Below are 21842 nucleotides of genomic sequence, written 5' to 3'. Positions count from 1 at the left end.
GGGTTTATTTCATGTATTCCTGTAAAGGTCTGCCCACGCTTCCGTTTGGCTCTTGTATATGGAGCCAGGAAGCAATGGTAGGTGTGATGTCTGCTATTTCTGTCGGAACAGAACTTTCTCCAGGGTTCACATTCCAGCCATACCAGATGAGTGGCACGTGCGTGTCGTAGTTGGAGTAAGAGCCGTGGGTAGTGCCTTTGCCACTGCCGTATCCTTCAAACCACCCTGGTTGCAGTAATACGATAACGTCTCCGGACCGTTGAGCATTATAACCGTTCTCTACTCGAGCCATCATTCCACGGTTCCAACTGGTGCCTTGCAAAGCGCTGGCTGTTACAGCTCGCATCACCCCCTCAAAGCGCATCACGTAGCTTGCCACGCGCTGCTGTACATCTGCTAAGATAAGCTTTTTGCTGTCTATAAGCGCTCTGTTCAGGTAAACCTGCTGGTTTGTGTAGCGCTCTACCCATTCTCCGCTGCCGTACATCTTGTCCAGGTATGCTTCGGTAGAGTCTCGTATGGTGCCGGATGTTGCCACACCCGATGGAATATTCATTGTCTGAAGAAAAGCCGGCACCTGCGCTGCTCCATGATCTGCGGTAAGGAAAAACAGCACTTCGCCTTTTCCTACCTCATCTTCTACTTCCGCTATCAACTCAGCCAATTCCATGTCCAAACGCAGCATCGCATCCTGGGCTTCTATGGAGTTAGGCCCGAACTTGTGGCCAATGTAATCTATCGTAGAAAAACTGACGGCCAGGAAATCTGTATACGTTCCTTTTCCTAAATTTTCGCCTCTCAGGGCTGCCAGTGCAAAATCCTTCGTAATGGTGTTGCCTGCAGGTATAGAACGCAGCAGTTCATAGTCATTCTCCCTGATGGCAGGAATGTTGTGCGGGAATACCGGTGCCTGTTCTCCTGGCAGCGTTTCCTCCCAAGGCGTGTTGTCAGCTGTACTCTCTGTGTATTCGGCTATTGGCAGCAAAGTGTTCCATGGCTGACTCAGGTACTGGTCGGGATACTTTTGGTTATTGAACTCCTGCACCCATTGTGGTAAGTCCTCGCGGTAGTAGGTGCTGGTTATCCAGTTTCCGCTTGGCGAGTCAAACCAATAGGCAGTGTTCGCCAGGTGACCTGCAGGTAATATAGCGCCGCGGTCTTTTAAAGCGATACCAACTACTTTAGAGCCCATGTTAGTGGCAAGGCGCAGTTCGTCTGTAATGGTGGTGGTTAGCAGATTGGCAGGAGACATTTTGCCGGCAGTAGAGGTGCTTCCTACCGTATTTACTGTTTCGTCTTCTACACAGTACACCATTTTGTTCTGCCGCCGCTCATACCAGTTGTTCCCGATAATACCGTTGATAGCGGGCACACTACCCGTATATACAGAAGCATGTCCCGGCCCTGTATAGGTGGGCACGTAGCTGTATTGGTTGTTCTTGAAGTTAAAGCCCTGTGTTACCAGTTTTTTGATACCGTCGTTGCCATACTTGTCCCAGTAACGGTAGAGGTAATCATATCGCATCTGGTCCACCACAATACCCACTACCAGCTTTGGCCTTGGCAGCACATTCACAAAGTCCTGTGTACGCGCTGCTGTGCTACTTTCTGTAGGAGTGGCTTGTTGCGTTGTACCCGCGCATGCACTTACCACCAGCAAGCATACTGCTGCTGCTTTTGTTATGATGCCGCGCATGAAAAGCTTTTGCTCTCTCATTTCTGATAGTTTCCTGTTACAAATATAACAGGTACATGTTTGTTCTGCTCTTTGGAGTGTGCCTAGGCCTTTATTTCACAATTTGTTAACCTTGCCTGCACAGGTACCCCAAAAAAACAAACAGCGCCCACCGTGCTGATGAGCGCTGCTGTGAAAGGCTTTAATTTCTTATTTTGCTGCCAGCGCCTCTGCACCCCCCACGATCTCCAGGATTTCCTTGGTGATGGCGGCCTGGCGCGTCCTGTTATAGGTAAGCTTCAGCTGTTTCAGAAGCTCTCCTGCGTTCTCAGTCGCTTTGTCCATGGCTGTCATACGGGCACCGTGCTCAGCGGCGTTAGATTCCAGCACTGCCTTGTAAACCTGTATCTTCAGCGATTTCGGGATCAGCTCTTCTATAATCTGCTCCTTCGACGGCTCAAATGTATAATCTACTAACAGGGCGGCTTTATCCGTTACCTCAACCGGCTTCTCCTCGATTGGCAGGAACTGCTCCTGACGCACAATTTGTGTGGCTACATTCTTGAACTCATTGTAAACAAGGTCTACCTGGTCATACTCTCTAGCCACAAAGCCAGCCATGGCCCGCTCTGCTGCAGGACGAACGTTGTCAAAGGAAATAGTAGCGAAAACGTTACTGTAGTCTTCAATTACAGGCACGCCTCTTTTTTTGAAAGCATCCAGTCCTTTTTTACCGATGGTAAGAACTGTAACATGACCGGCAGCTGCCTGGCTTCTGTACTTACTATCGATCCGGGCTACAACGGCTTTCACAATATTTGCGTTGAAAGCACCGGCCAGACCACGGTCTGAGGTGACAGCAATGATAAGCACATTATTTACCACTTCGCGCTTAGCAGAGTACATGTTGTTCTCAGAACCTTCTGTTTGCGACGACAGGTTTGCCAGAATTCCGCTCAGGCGCTGCGCATAAGGGCGCATGCGCAGAATGTTATCCTGTGCCCGTCTAAGCTTTGCAGCCGACACCATTTTCATGGCTTTTGTGATCTGCTGTGTCGAAGATACCGATGTAATACGGCCTCTAACTTCCTTTAAACTTGCCATATTGATTTATAAGCATAAAATTGGAGGTTAAAAGCGTCACACTTTTAACCTCCAACCATGACTTTTCTATTTTCTGTACTTATCTGACAATTCTCTTGCCACCTGCTTCAGTGTGCCTGTTATCTGGTCATCCAGTTTACCGGCTCTTAATGCGCTCAGCACATCAGTATGTTGTGCACGAAGGGTGCGCTGATAGTCTTGCTCAAACGCTCTTACCTCGTTTACCGGAACATCATCCAGCAATCCGTTGGTAGCGCAGTAAATAATAGCAACCTGCTCCTCAACCGCTACCGGAGAGAACTGCGCCTGCTTCAGGATTTCCATGTTACGACGGCCACGCTCAATTGTCAGCTTAGTAGAAGCATCCAGGTCAGAACCGAACTTGGCAAACGCTTCCAGTTCACGGAACTGCGCCTGATCCAGCTTCAGAGTACCTGCTACCTTCTTCATTGACTTGATCTGAGCCGAACCACCCACGCGCGATACAGAGATACCTACGTTAATGGCCGGACGGATACCAGCGTTGAACAGGTTTGTCTCTAGGAATATCTGACCATCCGTAATGGAGATAACGTTTGTCGGGATATAAGCAGAAACGTCACCTGCCTGTGTTTCGATGATAGGAAGTGCCGTTAGTGAACCACCGCCTTTTACCAGGTGCCTGATTGAATCAGGAAGGTCGTTCATGTTACGGGCAATCTCATCAGAGGTAGTCAACTTAGCGGCACGCTCCAGTAAGCGGGAGTGCAGGTAGAATACGTCTCCCGGGTATGCCTCACGTCCTGGAGGTCTTCTTAGCAGCAGCGACACCTCACGGTAAGCCACGGCCTGCTTCGAAAGGTCATCATACACCACCAGTGCCGGACGGCCTGTGTCGCGGAAGAACTCACCGATAGCGGCACCTGTAAATGGCGCGAAGAACTGCATTGGCGCAGGGTCAGCTGCAGAAGCAGATACTACTACGGTATATTCCATGGCACCACCTTCCTGCAACGACTTCACAATTTGTGCTACAGTAGATGCTTTCTGGCCAATGGCTACATAAATACAGAAAACAGGCTCACCTCTTTCGTAGTACTCGCGCTGGTTCAGGATAGTATCAATCGCTACAGCTGATTTACCAGTCTGGCGGTCACCGATGATAAGCTCACGCTGGCCACGACCTACCGGAATCATAGAGTCAATCGCTTTAATACCGGTTTGCATTGGCTCGTTTACCGGCTGGCGGAAGATAACGCCTGGTGCTTTACGCTCCAGCGGCATCTCGAACAGTTCCCCTGCAATAGGGCCTTTGCCGTCAATCGGTAATCCAAGTGTGTTAACCACACGTCCTATAATGCCTTCACCTACCCGGATAGAGGCAATACGGTTTGTTCTTTTTACAGTGGCACCTTCTTTAATCTCGCTGTAGTCACCTAACAATACGGCTCCTACGTTGTCTTCTTCCAGGTTAAGTACAAGTGCCTGAAGTCCGTTTTCAAATTCCAGGAGCTCTCCAGACTGTGCCTGGGAAAGACCATAGATACGAGCGACACCGTCACCTACCTGTAGTACAGTTCCTACTTCCTCCAACTCTGCCTCAGAGCGGAAGTTAGATAACTGTTCTCTTAATATGGCTGATACTTCATCAGGTCTTACTTCTGCCATGATTATAGTTTATTAATATAGGAGTTGTCTTTAAAATCAATTTTTAGCTTGCGAAGGCTGTTCTTCACAGAGCTGTCTATTTGCTTGTCACCCACGCGGAGCACAAAGCCCCCGATAAGTGACGGATCAACCGATTCTTTCAGTTGAATTATTTTACCTGTTTCAGCAGTAAGCTGCTTGATAAGGTGATCTCTTTGTGCGGGAGCAAGCGGAGCGGCGCTGTTTACCGATACCACCTGTATACCCTTAAATTCGTTGTACTGCTTTTCAAACTCTGCTGCCATAAAAGGCAGTACCGACTCACGGTTTTTCTTTGTCACGATGTCGAAGAACATCTGTGTCATCTGCTGCACTTTACCGCCAAAGATGCTTGTAAGCACCGCCAGCTTTTTGTCTGGCTTGATGATTGGGTTCGTGAGCAGTAGTTCAAAATCTCTGTTCTGAGAAACAACTTTAGAGAACAGCAGCATATCGTTGTGCACCTGCTCTAAAACTCCTTTCTCGTTCGCCAGTTCTATCAGCGACTTCGCGTATCTGGAAGCAACTCTAATATCAGACATAGTCTTTTATATAATGATGGTGCCTTTCACGCATGTCTGGCATCATCAAGCGTATGTTTAGGAAAGGGATACCTCGCTTACGTAGCTCTGTGCCAGCGCCTGCTGTGCCTGCGGATCGCTCAGTTCTCTTCTGAGGATGCGTTCTGCGATTTCAATAGAGAGTGCTGCCGCTTTGTTTTTCACATCTGCGATGGCCGCACGCTTTTCGTTTTCTATCGCTTCGCGGGCAACGGCTATCATACGGGCACCTTCTTCATTCGCTTTCTCTCTGGCTGTTTCAACCAGCTTATTGCCTGCCTCCGAAGCTTCTTTCAGAATTTTGTCACGCTCCATGCGTGCCTGCGCCAACAGCTTTTCGTTCTCCGCCTTCAGGCCCTGCATCTCCAGCTTTGCCTGCTCAGCAGCACTCAGCGCGTTTTCGATGGAAGTCTCGCGCTCATTCAGCGATTGCATGATTGGCTTCCAGGCAAATTTACCAAGCAGGAACAGCACGATCAGGAATGTGACCGTCTGCCAGAAAATCAAACCTATACCCGGGGTTACTAATTCCATTGTTTTATAATTTGAAAAATGAGTTTCTCTTTATTTGGCCCGTTTGCCACCGTAGTGGCACGTCTGCCTAAAAACTGTATTGTTTAACTATATCCTACATTTTTGGACTCAACGTCCAGACCATACGTCTGGACGTGAGACCAATACTTAAGCTGATTAGCCTAAGAAAGAGATTAGCAAGCAAACTACCACACCGAAAAGTGCAACACCTTCGATAAGGGCAGCAGCGATAATCATTGCAGTCTGGATACGTCCGCTAGCCTCAGGCTGACGAGCGATAGACTCCATGGCAGAGCCACCGATTCTACCAATACCCAAACCAGCACCAAGGGCTACAAGACCTGCACCGATACCGGCACCCATGATAGCCAGACCATAATCAGTCGCTACTGCTGCTGCTTGAAGCAAAATTGCTAATAACATAATTGTAGTTATATATAGTTAAAAAAAATAAAAATTCAGATTAATGGGCTGCTGCACCGGGTGCAGCATGTTCTTCCCCGTGCTCATGCTCGTGCTCTTCCACAGCACCGCCAATGTACATCGCAGAAAGAAGGGTGAAGATATATGCCTGTAGCAGCGCCACAAACAACTCCAGGAAGTTCATGAAAGTTGCAAACGCCACGCTCAGCGGCCCAACTGCCAGGCTTTCAAATATAAAGATCAAGCTAAACAGCGACAGGATGATGATGTGACCTGCTGTGATGTTTGCAAAAAGACGTACCATCAGCGAGAAAGGCTTTGTCAGGATACCAATCAGTTCCACCGGAATCATGATTGGCGCCAACCACAACGGCACACCTGGAGTAGCAAAAATGTGCTTCCAGTAGTTCTTGTTTCCGCTGAAAACAGTGATTAGCAACGTAAGCAGGGCCAGTATCAGTGTTACCGCAATGTTACCTGTTAAGTTTGCACCGCCTGGCATCAGGCCCAGCAGGTTGTTGAACCAGATAAAGAAGAACACGGTAAGCAGGTACGGCATGTAGCGCTCATACTTAGGGCCGATATTTCCTTTGGCAATGTCGTCACGCACAAATATAATGATAGGCTCGAAGAAGGACTGAATACCTCTTGGTGCCTTGCCTGCGTTCTTTTTGTAACGGGATGCAATTGTCAGGAAAATACCAAACAGCAGCGCCACGCTAATAAACAGGGAAACTACGTTTTTGGTGATAGAGAAATCATACAATCCACCATGATCTTCCAGCGGCTCGCCTGCCTCATTCACCCGCACGATGTGGCCATGCTCTATCGCATATCCCTGATAAGGCACTGTCTCGTGGTTATCATCGTAAAAGTTATGGGATGAGAAAACCTTCAATTCCCCGTTATCTACCAGTATAACTGGCAAATAAAGAACAACGCCATCGGCAAAGTGCCAGGTGTAATCATCGGCGATGTGATGCGTGATCATATCACCTGGCTTAAACTCGCCACCTTCAACGGGTGCATCAGCAAACGCATTCAGCGTCAGGAAAGAAAACAATAGAACGAATAACCTCTTCATTAAGAATGATTTAGAAGTAATATTTTAGAAGCAGCACTGAACCGTTACTCCTGCTTTTTCAAATTGGGCCGCAAGTTACTCAACAAACTGTAAACTTCAAACCCGGTAAAGAGAAAATATAAGGCAAAGAAGTTGAAAACGAACATCATTCGGTTTTCTTTGAAAAAGTAAACATATAGCAGCACCACACCTATGCTCAGCACCATCCGGAAGCCCATGGAGGCAAGGTAATACACATGCAGGTTCCCCGGATCGTTTTTGTTTCCTAATTCGATAAGGTAATAGGTGAAGCCGGTAATGAAAACAAAGAAAAGAAGCGTGTGCCAGATAAGCGGATGCACCAGCGCATAGCCTGTAAACTGCAAGAAGGCACCAATTACTATACAAAGCGCAGCCGTTAAGAAAGCCAGGTTTCGATAAAATTTCACGTATACTATTTTTTATTTATAGATAAAATCGTCAGAACCATTGTTCCGATCACCGCCACCAGCAGCAGTACAATAGTAAACCAGGGCTTTTCAGTGCCTGCGTACCCATCCAGCCACCTGCCTGCCAGCGCAGCCAGCACCATGGCTCCTATCATCTGAAAGGCCATGCCTGAATATTTCACATAGGGTTTTATGCTGTCCCCGCGCGAAGGCTTCTTTTTCTGCTCTGGCGTGTTCTCCATATAGCACTTATAGCACTGGTTTTTACAAAAGTACTCATTTTAAGCAGTGATTTCTGCTGTGCATGCACAAAAGCTATATCCGTAGAAACTCTTGCCCGGTCTGAAACCATTTACATTTTTGGATAGTTCAATAGCAGGCTGTAAAACAGCCGCTTGCTTGTAATTGGCAGATTGTTGTATTTTTGTAGGAGGTGCTTTTACACTTAGGTCGATATAAAGCCTTTCAGGCTGCTTTGCCCCATACTTTAAGCATAGGCTACAACGTTTATACCTTATATATAAAGTGCTAAAACACCCTGCACACGCTATTGCCTTGAACATAAAATCACTGTACATATTCTTTATTCTGGCAGGTATGCTGTTGGTGTCTTGCTCGGTGGAGCGTAATAACCCGCTAAGCAAGACATATCATAACACCACTGCGCGCTATAATGGCTATTTTCTCGCCAAGGAGAAGATGCGCCTGATAGAACAGGGACTGCAGGATCAGATGGAGTACGATTACAACCAGGTGCTTCCCATTTACCCGTTTATTGATTCTACCACAGCCACGGCCTTCGAGGCTGACCTGGAGGACGTGAAGAAAAAAGCCTCTCACCCTATTCAATACCATAAGAACAGCAAGTGGATAGATAACTCTTATATAGAAATAGGGAAGGCAAACTATTACCAGCTGAATTTTGCTGAGGCAGTGCGCACCTTTAAGTATGTGAACGCTACCAGTAAAGACGCTGCTGACCGGCATGAGGCGCTGGTGTGGCTCATGCGCTCCTTTATGCAGCTGGATGAGATGGAGAATGCGCAGCAGGTATCAGAGTTCCTTCGCAAGGAGCGCCTGAACAAAGCCAGTGCCCGCGAACTGTACCTGGCCCGTGCCCATTACTACCGCCTGCAGAACGATACGGCACAGGTGATAGAGAACCTGGCGCTTTCGCTCCCCAATTTCGATGTAAAAGATGATCAGTCGCGGGCGCGGTATACGCTGGCACAGCTCTACCAGCTCAAAAAGCAGAACAAAGAGGCCTACGCGGAATACAGCAAGGTGCTGCGGCGCAACCCACCTTACGATCTGGGCTTTTTCAGCAGGCTGAACTTAGGGCAGGTAACGGAGCTGACGGATGAGCAGGATAAGGAGCGCATTGCCGGATATCACCAGAAGATGCTGAAAGACGATAAGAACCTGGAGTATCGCGATAGGATCTACTATGAGATGGCCCAGTTCGAGCTTCGGCAGCAAAACTACGACAAGGCACTGGTGTTACTGCAGCAGTCGCTGAAAACGCAGGGAACGCTGTCAAACCAGAAAGCCTACAGCTACCTGTCGGCAGGAGAGATTTATTTTGACAAACTGCAGAATTTTGACCTGGCTGCTGCCTACTACGACAGTGCCGTGCAGGTGTACCCGCAGCGGGCGCCGGAGTATGAGGCTGTGGCCGAGCGGCGGGATGTGTTAGCAGATTTCGCAAAGCAGTACAGCACGATCCAGACCCAGGACAGCCTGCAGCGCCTGGGCCGTATGGGCGAGGCAGAGCGTTTGGAGTTTCTTCAGGCGCTGGTGCAGCGCGAAGAGGAGGCACGCCAGCAGGAAATGGTGCGGCAGCAGGAGCGACAGCTGCTAGCTGAAAAGGAGACGGGCAGGAGCAACAACAGGCGCTCACAGAACGGTGATACCTTTGCCACCGAAAGCAGCACCGGTGGCGTGTGGTATTTCGATAACCCTACGGCGATGGCCTCTGCACGTGCTGAGTTTGTGCGCCGTTGGGGCGATAGGCCTTTGCAGGATTTCTGGCGAAACCGCACCCGTGGCGAGGCGGAGAGCCAGGCCGATGTGGCACTTGCCCCTGTTCCTGTAGAAGCCGAGGAAAATCAGGCTTCACCGGAAGAGCGCGCATCAGCACAGGTACAGCTTTATTTGCAGAATATACCGGTGACAACGGCAGACATGCAGCGCTCAGAAAAGATGGTGGAGGAGGCGCTCTTCCGATTGGCGAACATTTATGCGCAGAACCTGAATGACCAGGAGCGCGCCATCCAGACTTACCTTTCTTTACTGCAGCGTTTCCCTGGAACAGAGCATGCTCCGGAATCTTATTACAGCCTCTACCTGCTATATGGCAAGGCCGGGGATTCTCCGCAGCAGCAAGCCTTTCATAGCAAGCTAAAGCAGGAGTTCCCGAATACCACTTACGCCCGTTTGCTGGACGATTCAGATTTTATGTCGAAGAACGCGGCAGAAAACCTGAAGGCGTACGCGCTTTACGACTCTGCTTACAGTTTCTATGATGCAGAAGAGTACGAAAAGACAACAGCGCTACTGAACCAGGTTATCAGCCAGTACCCGCTGAACGACATCAAGGATAAAGTAGCTTTTTTAGGCGCAATGGTTACAGCTCGGACGCAGAAGCCGGAAATGTTACGGCAGCAGCTACAGCAGTTTAAGGCAGCCTACCCTAAAAGCCCGCTGCTGCCACAGGCAGACCAACTGCTGGCAACCTATCAGCAACTCGAAGAGAAGAACGAGCTGCGCCTGGAAGCCCCTGCACCGCCGGAGCCGAAAGAGCCCAAAGCTGCCGTTGCCATTACACCCGAGGAAAAAGTTAGCACAAATATTGCTACAGTTATAGCGTCGGTGGCCAAAGTCACGCCGCAAATATTGCCGCCCGCTCCTGTTGCTCAGCCTGAAGAGGCAGAGCCGCAGCAACAGCAGCGTGAGCAGCAGCGCCCGGAAACTGCAACAACCACACCACCTGTTGTTGAGCCGCAACAGCCTCTGGCTACAGCTGCAGAGCCAGCTGACTCTGCAAATACTGCGGTAGCGCCTCCTGTTCCGGCTGTGGACTCACTGGCTTACCAGGCTACTGACGACTCAGCTTTTTACTTTGTGCTGATTTACCCTGCTGATGAGGCCGCTTTTAAAGATGTGCAACCAAAGTATGAGAAGTATAACAGCACCTACTATAAGCAGCAGAACCTATCGATAGACTCTGTAGACTTAGCAGATGGCAAAAGGATGTTGCTGATGCGCACTTTCGCTGATCCGAAGCAGGCAATGGCTTATAGTGTGAAACAAAAAGCACCGCAGGCTCCTGTAGGTAGAATTAGAGGGGTAGAATTCACTACCTTTGTCATCTCTTCTGCTAACTATCAGAAGTTTCTGCAGAAAAAAGATTTGGAGGCATATCTGGCCTTCTTTAAAAACAATTATTAAGTACATGGCTACGCGTCAAAAGAAATCTGCACCTAACACAAAGAGTAAAGTTTACCCCAAAGTAATTACCGCATTATGGCTGTTCTTTGTGGGTGGCCTGGCGATCTTTATTCTCTATTTGTATGCCGTTAGCATCAACTTCCTGAACCTGTTTGGAGAGCTGCCAAGTACGCGTGCATTGGAGAACCCTAAAAGTGAGCTTGCCTCTGAAGTTTACTCTGCCGACAACGTGCGGTTGGGCAGTTACTTCCGCGAGAACCGGACACCTGTGGATTATGAAGACCTGCCAGACAACCTGGTAAATGCCCTGATTGCAACAGAAGACATCCGTTTTGAGGAGCATTCAGGTATAGATCCGGAGGCAATGGCGCGTGTGGCTGCTGCAATTGTTACAGGCCGGTCTAAGGGAGGTGGCAGTACCCTGACACAGCAGGTGGCTAAAAACCTTTTCAGAACCCGTGGCGATGAGTTAAACAACGGCCTGCTAAACAATGTACCGGGCGTGCGCATTCTTATACATAAGACAAAGGAGTGGCTGATGGCCGTGAAGCTGGAGCAGTCTTATACCAAGCGCGAGATTCTGGTGATGTATCTCAACATCTTTGAGTTCGGCAGCAACGCTTTTGGGATAGAGTCCGCAGCAAAGACCTTCTTCAACAAAGAGCCGGGAGAACTGGAGGTGCAGGAGTCTGCTGTGCTGGTGGGCCTGTTTAAGAACCCTACCTACTATAGCCCCCGATTTAACCCGGAGAATTCAAAGCGCCGGCGCAATGTTGTGCTGTCGCAGATGGTGAAATACGGCTTCCTTGATCAGGCAGAATACGATAATCTGAAGGTGAACGACATTGAGCTGGACTATAAGGTAGAGAACCAGAATGTGGGCATGGCCCCTTATTTCCGAACCGAGGCCAGCAAGTTCCTTCGCCAGTGGTGCCGCGAGAACGGCTTTGATTTGTATGGCGACGGGCTGAAGATATATACAACCATCGACTCGCGGATGCAGCAGTATGCCGAACAGGCGGTGGCAGAGCACATGAAAGACCGTCAGAAAGCGTTCTTTGCACACTGGAAAGGCCGAAACCCTTGGGTAGATCAGTCGAACCAGGAAATCAAGAGTTTTCCGCAGCAGGCCATAAAGCGCACCGCGCGCTATCGTAGCCTGAACCAATTGTTTGAAGGAAACGAAGATTCCATCAACTATTACCTCAACAAGAAAATACCGATGACCATTTTTGACTGGGATGGGGAAAAAGAGGTAATGATGAGTCCGATGGATTCGCTGAAGCATTACAAGCACTTTCTGCAGACTGGTTTTCTGGCCATGGAGCCTCAGACCGGGCATATCAAAGCCTGGGTGGGCGGTATTAACTACAAACACTTTAAGTACGATCACGTGAAGCAGGGGGCGCGCCAGCCAGGCTCTACATTCAAGCCTTTCCTGTACACAGCTGCTATTGAAAGTGGCTATTATCCATGCTATGAAGTAATAGATACGAAGGTATGTGTGCCCCTGGAGGATGGTACCATGTGGTGCCCGGACAATGCGGATAACAAGTATAGCGGCGAGAAGTATACGCTACGCAGAGCCCTTGCCGAGTCTGTAAACTCTATTTCTGCTTTTCTGGTGAGCAAATTAAGCGCAGAAACCTTGGCGTCGACAGCAAGACGAATGGGTATAAGTACGCCACTTGACCCTACTCCTTCCTTAGCTTTAGGAGCGAGCGATGTGTCTCTTTATGACATGGTGGGTGCCTATGGTACATTTGTAAATGGTGGTACCTGGGTGGAGCCTAATTTTATAACAAGAATAGAGGATAAGCACGGAAACACGATATACGAGCATACTCCTAAATCTGTAGATGCCCTAAGCGAGGAAACAGCCTATATGATGGTGCACATGCTACAAGCTGCTGCGGAGCCAGGTGGTACCGCTTATTATGGCCTGCGTTACCGCAATGGGCTTAAGAACGAGATTGGTGCTAAAACTGGTACCACTCAGAATTATTCTGATGCCTGGTTTATGGGTGTAACGCCAAATCTGGTTACCGGTACCTGGGTAGGCGGGGAAGATCGTTCCATTCACTTCAGAACGATGAGCGAAGGACAAGGAGGCAAGTTAGCCATGCCTATTTATGGTGCTTTCATGCAAAAGGTGTACAACGACAAATCTTTAGATGTTTCGAAAGAGCCTTTCCCTAAACCTTTAACGCCTTTATCTGTAGAATTAGATTGTGAGAGGTATAACGGGGGCATGCCTATAGACTCTTCTAATCAAGATGAGTTTCTGAACCTGCCAACGGAAATTGACCTGGATGCCGAGATCTAATTCTGATGTTATATGCCAGCGAACGAGAAGCTGAAGGAGAAAATATCGCACTTGCCGCACAAGCCCGGCATCTATAAGTTTTTTGACGACAATGGTATTATCTATGTAGGCAAAGCAGTTGATATCAGGAAGCGTGTTTCCTCCTACTTCAACCGCTCTGCCCAGCATAACAAGAAAACACTTAAGCTCGTGTCGCAGATCAAGGACATCGAGTTTACCATTGTGGATACAGAGGCGGATGCTTTTCTGCTGGAAAACAACCTGATCAAGCAGTATCAGCCCAAATACAACATCCTGCTGAAGGATGGGAAAACCTACCCTTATATCTGCATTGTAAATGAGCGCTTCCCGCGCGTCATCAGCACCCGCAATAAGATCAACGACGGCTCCCGATACTTTGGGCCCTATCCGAGCGGCACCACCATGCACGTGGTGCTGGACCTTATTCGGACGCTTTACCCGCTTCGCACCTGTACCTATAATCTTTCTCCTGAGAATGTAGCAGCCGGTAAATTCAAGGTTTGCCTGGAGTATCATATCGGGAATTGCAAAGGACCTTGCGAGGCTCTGGTAGACGAGACAGAGTACAATGCTGCCATTTCGCAAATCAAGAATATCCTTTCCGGTAACCTGTCTGTAGCGAAGAACTATTTTAAAGAACGCATGGCGGCAGCGGCGGCAGACTATCAGTATGAAGTGGCGCACCAGTTTAAGCAGAAGCTGGATATGCTGGATGATTTCCAGGTCAAATCCACAGTTGTTTCCAATACGCTTACTAACATTGATGTGTTTACCATCACCAGCAACGAAGATTGTGCTTTTATCAATTACCTAAAGGTAATGAACGGCTCCATCATTTTGACTCAGTCGCTGGAAATACACAAAAAGCTGGATGAGGCTGATGCCGATATTCTGGCTTCTGTGGTGGTGCAGCTACGGCAGGAGTTTGAAAGCACCTCTCGTGAGGTGATTACAAACATTGAACTGTCGCTTCCGCTCGACAGCATCAGTATTACTTATCCGCAGATTGGGGACAAGAAGAAGCTGTTGAACCTTTCGCTCAAGAATGCCCTCTACCTGCGCAAAGAGCGGGAGAGCCGACAGGAGAAAAACAAAGACCTGAGCGAGAAGCGTGAACTGCGGGTGCTGGAGACCATGAAGAAAGCTCTGCGCCTGACAGAGCTGCCACGGCAGATTGAGTGCTTCGACAACTCGAACTTTCAGGGTGATAATCCGGTGGCTTCGATGGTTTGTTTCAAGAACGGGAAGCCCAGTAAGAAAGACTATCGCCACTACAATATAAAGACGGTGGTGGGCGCCAACGATTTTGAGTCGATGTATGAGATTGTTACCCGCCGCTATAGACGGCTTCTCAACGAAAACCAGCCACTACCGCAGCTCATCATCATAGATGGTGGTAAAGGGCAGCTTAGCATGGCTGTAAAGGCTCTGAAAGAGCTGGATGTCTATGGTAAAATAGCTGTGGTAGGTATTGCCAAGCGCCTGGAAGAGATTTTTTACCCGGGAGATGCCCTGCCCCTTTATATAGATAAGAAGTCTGAGTCTTTAAAATTGATACAACGCTTGCGGAACGAGGCCCACCGCTTCGCTATTACTTTTCACCGCAGCAAGCGTGATGCCGGTACTTTAAAAACAGAGCTAACGGATATAAAGGGCTTAGGACCTAAAACTGCTGAAGCGCTCCTGGCGAAGTTTAAATCTGTTAAAAAGCTTAGGGAGCTCTCGCAGGAAGAACTATCTGAAGAAATAGGTAAAGCAAAAGCCGCGCTGCTTTACAGTTATTTTCATGAGGCGAAAGAAGTAGAATAGCTGCCGCTGCTTTTTCTTATTATAGGAGGTTTAACATAAAAAAGAAAGGGAGACTCAGCTGAGTCTCCCTTTCTTTTTTATGTTAAACCTATGTGCTTTTTAGTAGCTCCAAAGGCTATACTCGTATTCAATTAGTGCTTCCAAAGCATCCTGTGCAGCAAGTAGTCCTTTTCTGCCACCACCGTAGATATCTGCCAGACCTCTGTCGTTAGGGTTAGAGATTTTAGTGATGTAAGAGCTGAACAACCAAAGGTCGAATGCATCAGCTAAGTTCTTGTGCTGGGCATCGTTCTGTGCGTTATACCAGACAGCCATTTCCGGGTTACTACGGAATATTCGCACCAGGTCGTTCATTCTGAAGGAGCCTACTGTTTGCTCAAAGCCTAAGGCATTCAACGTAGCAGGTACTTTAATGCTGATTGTCTGAATATCGTGGTACATGCGCGAACGCTTCTTATCGAAGACCACATTCTCCTTCAGTTCTAGCAGGTATAACTGCTTTGGGAAATATTCAGTACTTACAGGAGCTGCTGTTTCTGCAACGGCGTCATCGCCTAAGGCTGCGCCCCATGCATCTAACTCCTCCTCTTCTTGTTCCTCACCAAAACCTGCAGCAATTTCTTCCTCGCTTAAACCACCAGCAGCTTCCTTTGGAGTCATGTTCGCAATGAATTCCTCCCGGGTTAATGGTGTGTTAACAGAGTCAGATTTATAGGCAGTCAGTTCACCGCTTTTCACCGCGTTGATAATGATCTTGGTGATTTCCCTGTTTTCAGAGAACATAGGAGTATTCTGCTTTTCACGCAGGTCAATTTTACGCCACACTGTTTTCTTGAACAGAATATCTGATTCGGGAATCGGTCTTGCGGAAGGGTTACTTTCCGTTGTATTTGAAACCTGTTGCGCCATAGCACCTACAGATAACATCATAATACCGGCTGCTACACCTATTGCTTTGATTATTTTCATACTCCTGTAAGCTTCTAAATTTTAGTTTAATGGTACTGTGAAGTTACCTTCAACTCCTTTAACAGCTGTAGCCTCTCCCTTATAGTTCAGGCGTCTCACATCAACAACTTCCATTACTACCCTGTCTCCTTTATTTGCTTTGGCAGCAAAACTTGTGAGGTTAGCAGTTGGGCCGTTGATTTCCTGCTGTGCTATTGGCTGGTTATTTCTTACCAGGTACGCATTCCATTTTGTAACTCTGTAACGCGCTTCGTTTGGTAGCAACTGCTTGAAACCTTCATCTGCAACAGCATCCATTCTTACTTCTCTGAATGAAGCAGCTGGAACACCACGCTTGAAATCAATTGGCTTTCCATTTACAAACGCAACTAACTCAGGTTTAGGTAAAGGACGAACCTTAAAAGTTTCTTTACCGATAGCATTACCGCCGCTGCTTACGTTGATGGTTACCTCTGTAGCATTCGGAATAATGGTTACTTCACCTTTCTTCGCTCCTTTTACTGCAGCACCACCGCTGGCGCTAAAGCTTGGGTCATATACTGCGCCCAGAGCAGGAACCTGGATGTTTAGTTCATTCGCGCACTGGAAGTACAGCGCCTGAACTGCAGCAGACTGCACCTGGATAACAGGCTTCGCTACCACATATTCTTCAGTTACTGTAAATGTTGTGTCACGACCGTTCTGGTTAATGGTAACCTGGCCTTTCCATGTCTGCTTAGAGTTGCCGTCTGCATCATAGTTGGAGGCAGCTGCTACAAATTCAACCGCACCCATGCCATTGGCAACCGTTACCGGCTTGCCCTGGAAACTCATCTTCGGAACGATGTTGTCAGAAGATGCAGCGATAAACATGTCTGCTTTATACTTCGTGCCCGCCGCTACCGTCTTAGACTCAGCACGTGCCATTGCGAAGATTTTCTCGAACTTGATGATGTCAGCACCAACTTCAGCAGCAAGCTTCTGCAAAGCGTCGGCTTCATACTTCAGTATCTCATTCTCTTTCTGAGAAAGTACAGCTAAAGCAGCTACCATTGGTGTTTCTTCGAAGTTCAGCTCGGCGAAATCTTTGTTTTTCTGCGATGGGTCTCTGCTTGCAATCGGATCTTCTGCTCCGTCATATGCCAGCTGTGCCGGCATGTTTGGGTTATACTGCTTCAGGAACTTTGCATAGCCGTTCAGCTTATCTTTCAACTCATAAGCCAGACCGTTGTTCTTGTTGGCAGCACCAATCATGGTGTTGGCTACTATGTCATTACCCTCCGGGTTTTCATAGCCGCCTTCCGGTGCTTCGCCTCCTGTTTTCTCAACCAGCGTATTACGGATGCCTTGTATAAAGGCTACCATTTCTGCTGTTTGCTCCCTTACTTCCTGTGCTCTTGTTAGCACACGCTGGTCATTTGCAGATGGATTCTTGTTTTCTGCAATGGCAGTCCTAATGTTTGATACGACCCCGGCGTTATCTGAAACTGTTCTCCGGTTCACTTCCTGTAAACTGTCGTCCAGGAACTGAAACTTTAACAGGATAGCCGAGCTCACATTCAAGGCAAGCATCGCGGTCAGTACGAGGTACATCATACCGATCATCTTTTGCCTTGGTGTCTCTTTTCCTCCAGCCATTTTATACTCTTATAAACTGTTGTTTTCTTGTTAATTATAGAACTGAATTGGAATTAGCTTCTCATTGCTGTAAGCATGTTGCCGTACACCGTGTTCAGGTTGTGCAGGTTCTGCGTTAAGCGGGAAACTTCTTCTTTGAACTGCGCAGTGTCTTTGCTGGCATCCGTCAGGTTTTCCATTGCCATGCTCAGGTTACCATAGAACTTGTTCATCGCCTTCAGGTGGTTGTTAGCATCCTGAAGTTCCATTTCGTAAACAGCGTTCAATGCGCCTAAGTTCCTGGTCATGTTCTGTACCTGACCGTGGTACTCTTGTGCATCTACCGTAGAGCCAGCCATTTGTGCAAGGGCGTCAGCAGTAGTAGCATATGCCTTGTTTATCTGGCCTAACTGGTCAGCAGCAGCTCTTACTTTTACATTATAGTCTTCTGTAGCAGCAGTTGCCTGGCTAAGATCAGCCAATTGAGCTGTTGTATCACTCAACCTGTTCAGGCCAAGGCCAAGGCTGTTAATTGTTTCTGGTGTGATGTCAGCATTACGCATCATTTCATCCAGTTTTCCTGTAACTGACGGTCCATTATTAGCAGTAACCGGAACAAGTCCTTCACCTGCATAATCCTCCGCTAGTTGTGGATATACTCTTGCCCAATCTGGCTCGTGTGGTTGTGGCTGGAAAGCACTAAGGAAGAAGATAACTGCCTCCGTTAACAAACCAACTATAAGCATTTCGTTTGCATAATCCCAGTGTTGGATTTTGAACAATGCACCCACGATTACGACAGCAGCACCAATACCGTAGATTTTAGGCATCAACACGTCGAATAGGAAATTACGACCTCTAGCTTTGCTCATTTTGTTTTCTGATTAATTGTGAACGTTAAAAATAAGGTTGAAAAGGGTTTGGTTGATTTTTATAATATAAAAGGATACTATCTAAACTCATTGCCAGATGATCTGCCCAGGTAAATCATCGTGTTACGGAAGCCTATATAAGATCTGGCCGAGTCCTGGTACTCAAAGTTACGGGTACCTGTCTCCAGGAAATAAGCGATGTCTTTCCATGATCCGCCTCTTACTACCTTGCGTGGCTCGTCGGCTACATCATATACAGGGTTCAGGTCCCACGTAATCGGCACACTGGCTTCAGCATAAGCATCTGCACACCACTCTGATACGTTTCCGGCCATATCATACAGGCCAAAGTCGTTCGGGAAGAACTGTGCTACAGGAGCTGTATAAGTAAACCCGTCGCTGTAATAATCACCACGGCCTGGCTTGAAGTTTGCTAACAAGCAGCCTTTTGCGTTGCGCAGGTAAGGGCCGCCCCAAGGATAAACAGACATATCACGACCACCTCTGGCAGCATATTCCCACTCCGCCTCTGTCGGCAGACGGAACGCTGGCATCGGTGCCATTCCTGCTTCTGTATTCGCCTGGTTTTTGTGCTTCGTGCGCCACTCGCTGAAGTATTTGGCAGCAAACCAGTTTACTCCTACTACTGGATAGTCGTCGAATGCAGGGTGAGAAAAATAGTACTCCATTAAGGGGTCTCCCATATGGTAAGTATAATCTCTTACCCAAACACTCGTGTCAGGATACAATTGATCCATGACATATTCTTCACCTAAAACATCTATAGAATCCTCCATCATCACATTGATGAATTGGCGGTATTCATTGTTAGTGATCTCAGTTTCATCCATATAGAAGCCACCAATCGTCACTTGCTTGTTCAGGTTGGCCATTGACGCTGCTATGTCCTGGTCTGCCTGGCCCATATGAAAAGTACCACCCGGGCAGATAACCATGCCGTAAGGCACCTCCTGTGGATTGTACTCTGGACGGTCCTCGGCTCCCACAAGATCTCCCTCGGGGCCGCGTCCCATTCCACAGCCTGCAAGCAGTACCACCGCTAATGCGAATGTAGACAGCTTAATTAGTTTGTTCATGATGACTATTAAAAAGAAGTAAAAGTTTCGATTATGATTTTAACACACTTTGACAGGTGTAGCAAATATATAAGAAATAGAAACAAATAAAAAAACAATTCCCTACATCCCGAATTTATAATTTTTAAACGAGGTAAGGTGCTGATTATTATCCTTATAAATAACAAATTTTTTTTGCCCTGTTTGGAGGTTTTCTCCGTAAACAGTGCAATTATGAGAGGTGCTCTGCTTTATCTATTTAGTAAAATAGTAGCGTGGAGTTCTTACGGGTGGTTTAAATCTGATAACCGGCTCTGGCAGACGGTAATTCAGCATCACCTCATGCGAGGTGGCCGCTTTTGCTGCCTGGTTAAAAGTAGTAAGATCTATTGCGTAACCAACTCGTAGGGCATTATCCTCAAACAGAGACACTCCCACAAGCGCACTAACAGCTTCTTGATGTCTATAATTCAATCCGGCCCAATATTTCTCCTGATAACTTACCCGGCCACCCGCGTCAAACGAAAATGTCTCAGTATCGTGCTTGAGTAAGATGGTTGGCGTTAAGATTAAATCTGAGGAAATAGGCAAATTGTAGCCGGCTGTTACATAGATGTGGTTTTCTCCTAAAACGGTTCCTCTGCCCGTGTTAGTTGAATCTGCAAACTCATATTCGGCATGCAGGAGGTTGGTTACACCGCCGCCTGCATAAAATGTCTCAGATTGATACCAAAGGCCTGCTCCCAGGTCAAACTTTGTGTCCTCACTGTTAAATGGCACATTGGGGTCGCCGCCATCTATTGCCCTGTAGTTTCCTTTTTTGTAGTTGTTTATATTGCCCTGTACTCCAATACCTAATCTGCCGGTTTCGCCTATATTAATATGATAAGCGTAAGAGACCGCCGCAGTGAGCTGGGTGGTATTGCCTATTCTGTCGCGCATCAGGTTCAGGCCTAAGCCGCCATGCAGCAGGCGCACCGGTGTGCTGGCTGTTAGTAAGAGTGTCCTGGGGGCGCCGCCATCATCAAACGAGGCGTCATAGCCCAGCCATTGGTAGCGGTAAATGGAAGTGAACTCCGGCCTGTTTGTGATGCCGGCATAGGCAGGGCTGATTTGCATCCCATTAAACCCGTAATGGGTAAACTGAGGTTGTTGCTGTGCTACTACTGCAGGGGCACAAAAGAGCAGCAGCAACATCAAAACAGGTAGAAGCTTTTTCATAGGCCGTGGCAACATGGCGAAGTATGGTTGCAAAGTGTTGTGGATTGGCACCCGCTGTTCAAATATAGTTATTAAACATTAAAACGCAAACGCAGACTACTTTGTGATAGTATGCGTTTGCGTTTTACTAACTATGCAATACAGAGATAAAAGTTGCGTCAGGCGCCTACTTTTTTAAGTGCTGCTGCTGGTTCTGTATGTATACTTCAATAGCTCCCGTCATGGAAGGGGCATTTGGCATAGGTGCCTCAATATCAAGTTCCAGCCCTGCATCCCGCACAGCCTTGGCTGTTGTAGGCCCAAAAGCAGCGATACGGGTGTTGTTCTGCTTAAAATCAGGGAAGTTGATGAACAGCGAGCTGATACCCGACGGACTGAAAAAAGCAATGCAGTCGTAGGTTACCTCGTCCAGATCAGATAAGTCGGCAGCCACTGTCTTGTAAATGATTGCCTCTGTGTGCTTGATCTTGTTTGCAGCAAGAAAGTTAGGAATATCTTCTTTGCGGATATTAGAGCAAGGGAACAGGTATTTTTCACTCTTATGCTTCTTTATCACCTCAAACAGGTCTTTGGCCGTTTTCTCGCCCACGAACAGTTTGCGCTTGCGAAGCGTGATGTACTTCTGCAGGTAATAAGCTGTCTGGTCAGAAATACAGAAGTACTTCATGTCAGCAGGCATTTCTATTTTGCTTTCCTGGCAGATTCTGAAGAAATGGTCTACCGCGTTACGGCTGGTAAATATAACGGCCGTATGCGACAAAATATCCACTTTGTCTTTCCTGAACTCCTTGAAAGGAACGGGCTCCACCTCTATAAAAGCCCTGAAATCGACTTTAATGTCATACTTCTCAGCAATCGACAGGTATGGAGAATTGTCGGTTGTGGGCTGTGGTTGTGTAACCAGAATTGTCTTGATGGGAATTTTGAACCTTTCAGGGTTTGCAGTGCCCTTTGCTTTGCTTTCAGCCATAGTCAGTTGGAACGGTTTTAAAAATTTCACCTGCTGCAATACCCGCTGCTAATGCCGGT

18 protein-coding genes are annotated in these 21842 nt (G+C 47.7%); 3 read left to right on the top strand and 15 right to left on the bottom strand.

Features of this window, described 5'->3' with window-relative positions:
- Positions 1 to 4 precede the first annotated feature (4 nt).
- The 9 genes from pafA to DXT99_RS24075 form a co-directional block, all read right to left on the bottom strand.
- On the bottom strand, positions 5 to 1717 hold the full coding sequence (gene pafA, locus DXT99_RS24115; protein WP_246001003.1) for an alkaline phosphatase PafA: 1713 nt from the start codon (positions 1715 to 1717) through the stop codon (positions 5 to 7).
- A 168-nt stretch (positions 1718 to 1885) separates the two neighbouring features.
- The gene (gene atpG, locus DXT99_RS24110) at positions 1886 to 2779 is read right to left on the bottom strand and encodes an ATP synthase F1 subunit gamma (RefSeq protein ID WP_115568157.1); all 894 of its coding nucleotides are present in this window, start codon (positions 2777 to 2779) and stop codon (positions 1886 to 1888) included.
- A gap of 66 nt (positions 2780 to 2845) precedes the next feature.
- Positions 2846 to 4426 (bottom strand): F0F1 ATP synthase subunit alpha, encoded by a 1581-nt coding sequence (atpA, locus tag DXT99_RS24105; protein ID WP_115568156.1) that lies wholly within the window; start codon positions 4424 to 4426, stop codon positions 2846 to 2848.
- Positions 4427 to 4428: 2 nt separating this feature from the next.
- Positions 4429 to 4986, bottom strand: coding sequence for an ATP synthase F1 subunit delta (atpH, locus tag DXT99_RS24100; protein WP_115568155.1), 558 nt, complete (start codon positions 4984 to 4986; stop codon positions 4429 to 4431).
- Positions 4987 to 5043: 57 nt separating this feature from the next.
- On the bottom strand, positions 5044 to 5538 hold the full coding sequence (locus tag DXT99_RS24095) for a F0F1 ATP synthase subunit B (RefSeq protein ID WP_115568154.1): 495 nt from the start codon (positions 5536 to 5538) through the stop codon (positions 5044 to 5046).
- Between the two features lie 156 nt (positions 5539 to 5694).
- On the bottom strand, positions 5695 to 5961 hold the full coding sequence (gene atpE, locus DXT99_RS24090; RefSeq protein WP_115568153.1) for an ATP synthase F0 subunit C: 267 nt from the start codon (positions 5959 to 5961) through the stop codon (positions 5695 to 5697).
- Positions 5962 to 6001: 40 nt separating this feature from the next.
- The gene (gene atpB / locus DXT99_RS24085; protein ID WP_115568152.1) at positions 6002 to 7045 is read right to left on the bottom strand and encodes a F0F1 ATP synthase subunit A; all 1044 of its coding nucleotides are present in this window, start codon (positions 7043 to 7045) and stop codon (positions 6002 to 6004) included.
- A gap of 44 nt (positions 7046 to 7089) precedes the next feature.
- Positions 7090 to 7473, bottom strand: a complete 384-nt coding sequence (locus tag DXT99_RS24080; protein WP_115568151.1) for a hypothetical protein — start codon at positions 7471 to 7473, stop codon at positions 7090 to 7092.
- A gap of 5 nt (positions 7474 to 7478) precedes the next feature.
- Positions 7479 to 7715, bottom strand: coding sequence for an AtpZ/AtpI family protein (locus DXT99_RS24075; protein WP_115568150.1), 237 nt, complete (start codon positions 7713 to 7715; stop codon positions 7479 to 7481).
- 313 nt (positions 7716 to 8028) lie between these two features.
- Between DXT99_RS24075 and porW the strand changes: the two genes are divergently transcribed.
- The 3 genes from porW to uvrC are packed head-to-tail and all read left to right on the top strand — an operon-like array spanning position 8029 to position 15079.
- The gene (gene porW, locus DXT99_RS24065; RefSeq protein WP_115568148.1) at positions 8029 to 10923 is read left to right on the top strand and encodes a type IX secretion system periplasmic lipoprotein PorW/SprE; all 2895 of its coding nucleotides are present in this window, start codon (positions 8029 to 8031) and stop codon (positions 10921 to 10923) included.
- Between the two features lie 4 nt (positions 10924 to 10927).
- On the top strand, positions 10928 to 13249 hold the full coding sequence (locus tag DXT99_RS24060) for a penicillin-binding protein 1A (RefSeq protein ID WP_115568147.1): 2322 nt from the start codon (positions 10928 to 10930) through the stop codon (positions 13247 to 13249).
- A gap of 12 nt (positions 13250 to 13261) precedes the next feature.
- The gene (gene uvrC, locus DXT99_RS24055) at positions 13262 to 15079 is read left to right on the top strand and encodes an excinuclease ABC subunit UvrC (protein WP_115568146.1); all 1818 of its coding nucleotides are present in this window, start codon (positions 13262 to 13264) and stop codon (positions 15077 to 15079) included.
- 99 nt (positions 15080 to 15178) lie between these two features.
- Here the strand turns inward: uvrC and porN are convergent, their stop codons facing one another.
- The 6 genes from porN to DXT99_RS24025 all read right to left on the bottom strand — a co-directional run bounded on the left by porN (position 15179) and on the right by DXT99_RS24025 (position 21783).
- Positions 15179 to 16048, bottom strand: a complete 870-nt coding sequence (gene porN, locus DXT99_RS24050; protein WP_115568145.1) for a type IX secretion system ring subunit PorN/GldN — start codon at positions 16046 to 16048, stop codon at positions 15179 to 15181.
- 21 nt (positions 16049 to 16069) lie between these two features.
- Positions 16070 to 17665, bottom strand: a complete 1596-nt coding sequence (gene porM, locus DXT99_RS24045) for a type IX secretion system motor protein PorM/GldM (RefSeq protein WP_115568144.1) — start codon at positions 17663 to 17665, stop codon at positions 16070 to 16072.
- Between the two features lie 53 nt (positions 17666 to 17718).
- Positions 17719 to 18516, bottom strand: a complete 798-nt coding sequence (gene porL / locus DXT99_RS24040; protein WP_115568143.1) for a type IX secretion system motor protein PorL/GldL — start codon at positions 18514 to 18516, stop codon at positions 17719 to 17721.
- A 77-nt stretch (positions 18517 to 18593) separates the two neighbouring features.
- Positions 18594 to 19613, bottom strand: coding sequence for a T9SS ring complex lipoprotein PorK/GldK (gene porK, locus DXT99_RS24035; RefSeq protein ID WP_115568142.1), 1020 nt, complete (start codon positions 19611 to 19613; stop codon positions 18594 to 18596).
- 234 nt (positions 19614 to 19847) lie between these two features.
- On the bottom strand, positions 19848 to 20813 hold the full coding sequence (locus DXT99_RS24030; RefSeq protein WP_115568141.1) for a PorP/SprF family type IX secretion system membrane protein: 966 nt from the start codon (positions 20811 to 20813) through the stop codon (positions 19848 to 19850).
- Positions 20814 to 20979: 166 nt separating this feature from the next.
- Positions 20980 to 21783, bottom strand: a complete 804-nt coding sequence (locus DXT99_RS24025; RefSeq protein ID WP_115568174.1) for a uroporphyrinogen-III synthase — start codon at positions 21781 to 21783, stop codon at positions 20980 to 20982.
- Positions 21784 to 21842: the final 59 nt, after the last annotated feature.

It is taken from the genome of Pontibacter diazotrophicus (assembly GCF_003367245.1).
Lineage (GTDB): Bacteria > Bacteroidota > Bacteroidia > Cytophagales > Hymenobacteraceae > Pontibacter > Pontibacter diazotrophicus.
Note: the sequence above shows the minus strand (reverse complement) of the source record. Positions and strands in the feature narration are given on the sequence as shown.

What these genes read in the sequence shown, in the direction of transcription:
- pafA (WP_246001003.1), bottom strand. Translation starts at nt 1,717, where the DNA reads ATGAGAGAGCAAAAGCTTTTCATGCGCGGCATCATAACAAAAGCAGCA.
- atpG (WP_115568157.1), bottom strand. Translation starts at nt 2,779, where the DNA reads ATGGCAAGTTTAAAGGAAGTTAGAGGCCGTATTACATCGGTATCTTCG.
- atpA (WP_115568156.1), bottom strand. Translation starts at nt 4,426, where the DNA reads ATGGCAGAAGTAAGACCTGATGAAGTATCAGCCATATTAAGAGAACAG.
- atpH (WP_115568155.1), bottom strand. Translation starts at nt 4,986, where the DNA reads ATGTCTGATATTAGAGTTGCTTCCAGATACGCGAAGTCGCTGATAGAA.
- DXT99_RS24095 (WP_115568154.1), bottom strand. Translation starts at nt 5,538, where the DNA reads ATGGAATTAGTAACCCCGGGTATAGGTTTGATTTTCTGGCAGACGGTC.
- atpE (WP_115568153.1), bottom strand. Translation starts at nt 5,961, where the DNA reads ATGTTATTAGCAATTTTGCTTCAAGCAGCAGCAGTAGCGACTGATTAT.
- atpB (WP_115568152.1), bottom strand. Translation starts at nt 7,045, where the DNA reads ATGAAGAGGTTATTCGTTCTATTGTTTTCTTTCCTGACGCTGAATGCG.
- DXT99_RS24075 (WP_115568150.1), bottom strand. Translation starts at nt 7,715, where the DNA reads ATGGAGAACACGCCAGAGCAGAAAAAGAAGCCTTCGCGCGGGGACAGC.
- DXT99_RS24060 (WP_115568147.1), top strand. Translation starts at nt 10,928, where the DNA reads ATGGCTACGCGTCAAAAGAAATCTGCACCTAACACAAAGAGTAAAGTT.
- uvrC (WP_115568146.1), top strand. Translation starts at nt 13,262, where the DNA reads ATGCCAGCGAACGAGAAGCTGAAGGAGAAAATATCGCACTTGCCGCAC.
- porN (WP_115568145.1), bottom strand. Translation starts at nt 16,048, where the DNA reads ATGAAAATAATCAAAGCAATAGGTGTAGCAGCCGGTATTATGATGTTA.
- porM (WP_115568144.1), bottom strand. Translation starts at nt 17,665, where the DNA reads ATGGCTGGAGGAAAAGAGACACCAAGGCAAAAGATGATCGGTATGATG.
- porL (WP_115568143.1), bottom strand. Translation starts at nt 18,516, where the DNA reads ATGAGCAAAGCTAGAGGTCGTAATTTCCTATTCGACGTGTTGATGCCT.
- porK (WP_115568142.1), bottom strand. Translation starts at nt 19,613, where the DNA reads ATGAACAAACTAATTAAGCTGTCTACATTCGCATTAGCGGTGGTACTG.
- DXT99_RS24030 (WP_115568141.1), bottom strand. Translation starts at nt 20,813, where the DNA reads ATGAAAAAGCTTCTACCTGTTTTGATGTTGCTGCTGCTCTTTTGTGCC.
- DXT99_RS24025 (WP_115568174.1), bottom strand. Translation starts at nt 21,783, where the DNA reads ATGGCTGAAAGCAAAGCAAAGGGCACTGCAAACCCTGAAAGGTTCAAA.